This window comes from Vibrio sp. S12_S33, assembly GCF_963889785.1.
Lineage (GTDB): Bacteria > Pseudomonadota > Gammaproteobacteria > Enterobacterales > Vibrionaceae > Vibrio > Vibrio aestuarianus.
Window position 1 is genome coordinate 1 of record NZ_CAWPQZ010000123.1, and the last position, 1,960, is coordinate 1,960.

At 39.7% G+C, this 1,960-nt stretch carries 2 protein-coding genes; both read right to left on the reverse strand.

Annotated elements, in window-relative coordinates; genetic code table 11:
• Positions 1–149 precede the first annotated feature (149 nt).
• Complete coding sequence (locus tag AACW06_RS19300) at positions 150–578, reverse strand: hypothetical protein (RefSeq protein WP_080536219.1); 429 nt, start codon at positions 576–578, stop codon at positions 150–152.
• Between the two features lie 724 nt (positions 579–1,302).
• On the reverse strand, positions 1,303–1,809 hold the full coding sequence (locus AACW06_RS19305) for a hypothetical protein (protein WP_080536153.1): 507 nt from the start codon (positions 1,807–1,809) through the stop codon (positions 1,303–1,305).
• Positions 1,810–1,960: the final 151 nt, after the last annotated feature.

Genomic DNA, 1,960 nt, shown 5'->3' on the forward strand with positions numbered 1-1,960 from the left:
AGAGCTCTGTGATGAAATCGCACACAAATTAAATACGCGCCCACGCAAAAGACTTGGGTATAGAACACCACTGGAGTATATTCATGCGCATCTGTAAAAAATGTCGCACTTCAAACTTGATACTAAGACACTTTCATTTTCAGCAGCGTCTACGCTTGCTTTACCACTTCCACTTGGTCCTTTTCCAGAAAATACCCTATTAAGCGCTTACTAATAAAATGAACGCCCAATGACATAATTAAGGTATCAATGATAGTTGTCACACCTAAAGAAACTAATAAAACCATTTGACCTATATCAGGTAACAACGTCAACAATGCCAGTGACTCACATAATACAGCCCAAACGGTAAAATAAACCACAAGGCGGATTTTTTCCTTTCTAGTGAAGTAGCGCTTAAACACTTTAGCGAACCTCCAGCAGATAATCGCTAATGTGACGCAAATGATGAATACTAATCCTCCTACGCCTAAACGTATTTCAGGTGCGACCATATCGACGGTAGCACCAAGAGCTAACCATATTACGGGCAACAGAATCGAATATAGGAACAATTTGGGATTTTTTTCTTTAGCCATAACAATCTCCATACGTAAAAAATAGATCTTTGCAAACACGGATGACGCTCCATGTGTTATAACGCTGCGTTAAGTGGTGAGCAACGCGACCACAATCCTAAACCATTGTGCCTTAAACACAAAACTCAACCTAGAGCCGAAACTCCCAAGCGTTGGGAATCCGTCTTAAACGCTTAGTTAGCTGCTGCACTTTCGCTAGCAAATTACGACAAAATGCCTAATTTGAAACACATTATTGCTTTCAAACGGCAAAGTAAAACGGACAGCTGTGAAATTAAAACCCAATCCACTAAATGCGCTTGGCAAAGAAGAAATGACCGAGAAAATCACCATTCCTGAGATCGGTAATTAGCAAAGAATTCTATCGAAAAAGCCAACGACAAAGCACACGAAACAAATTTAAGAATGCATAAATTTCAACACCAAAGAAGCCGCGTCAACGAAATTAACAAACACAACACTTCCCGTAAGCAGACTTTGTTAAGTTCAAACACTTCCCGAAAAGTGCCACTGGCGAGATAGTTGAGAAGCTGAGATTTTTCCGGTGTGTAGCTAGGAACCCCAAAGCCTTTCCACCCTAAATTCACAGCTTTTCTTAACCCCAGCTAACGCCGCGTTAAGTAGTGAGCGACGCCTCCACTGAACCTAAACCATTGTGCCGTAACCACTAAATTTAAATCAAACCAAAAATGCTATGCGTTGCGAATCTGCCTTAAACGCCTTGTTATGTGTATGGTTGTGATATTGTTTCACGAATTAAGGTATGTTCACTCGCTACAACTTTCCTAAAGCCTTCGATTAGATTTCGAATAAGAACTATCTCATGTTTTTCAAACACTCGATGGGGGTTCGCTCCCATCAAGACTGATTGTTTACCTGTTAATCTATAATCGCGAGAAGCTGCATCTGAATGTGCAACTGAGCTATTTCTCCTTTCGAGAACTGACTCATGAAAACATTTCATTTCATCAGGCAGCGTCTCAATCCAGGACTTTGTTAACTCATTGTACTTACTTTTAAACTTTTTTGATTCGTCTTTATCAAGACGAGGGTAAGAGTATGCGCTAGCGAAATTTCTAGCGTAAGTGACAATAAGTGAAATCGTGAGGGCCTTACATAGAATACTTTCTGAGTCTTCAATTACTTCGAGTTCGTTACAAAAATCTATACATTCCCAAAGATCATCAAAAGATGAATTAAGTCTCTGATAGTAGTGTTCATTTATTTCCATAGATTCACCATCTCATCATACACATAACGCCAAATTAAGGTGTGAACAACGCTAGCCACCTGACCTAAAGCATTGTGCCATAAACACTAAACTAGCTTGAAGTGAAAGCGCCGAGCGTTGTGAATCACTCTTAAATTTCTTGTTATGTTAA

Coding starts and splice junctions, on each gene's coding strand:
- AACW06_RS19300 (WP_080536219.1), bottom strand. CDS start 578: ATGGCTAAAGAAAAAAATCCCAAATTGTTCCTATATTCGATTCTGTTG.
- AACW06_RS19305 (WP_080536153.1), bottom strand. CDS start 1,809: ATGGAAATAAATGAACACTACTATCAGAGACTTAATTCATCTTTTGAT.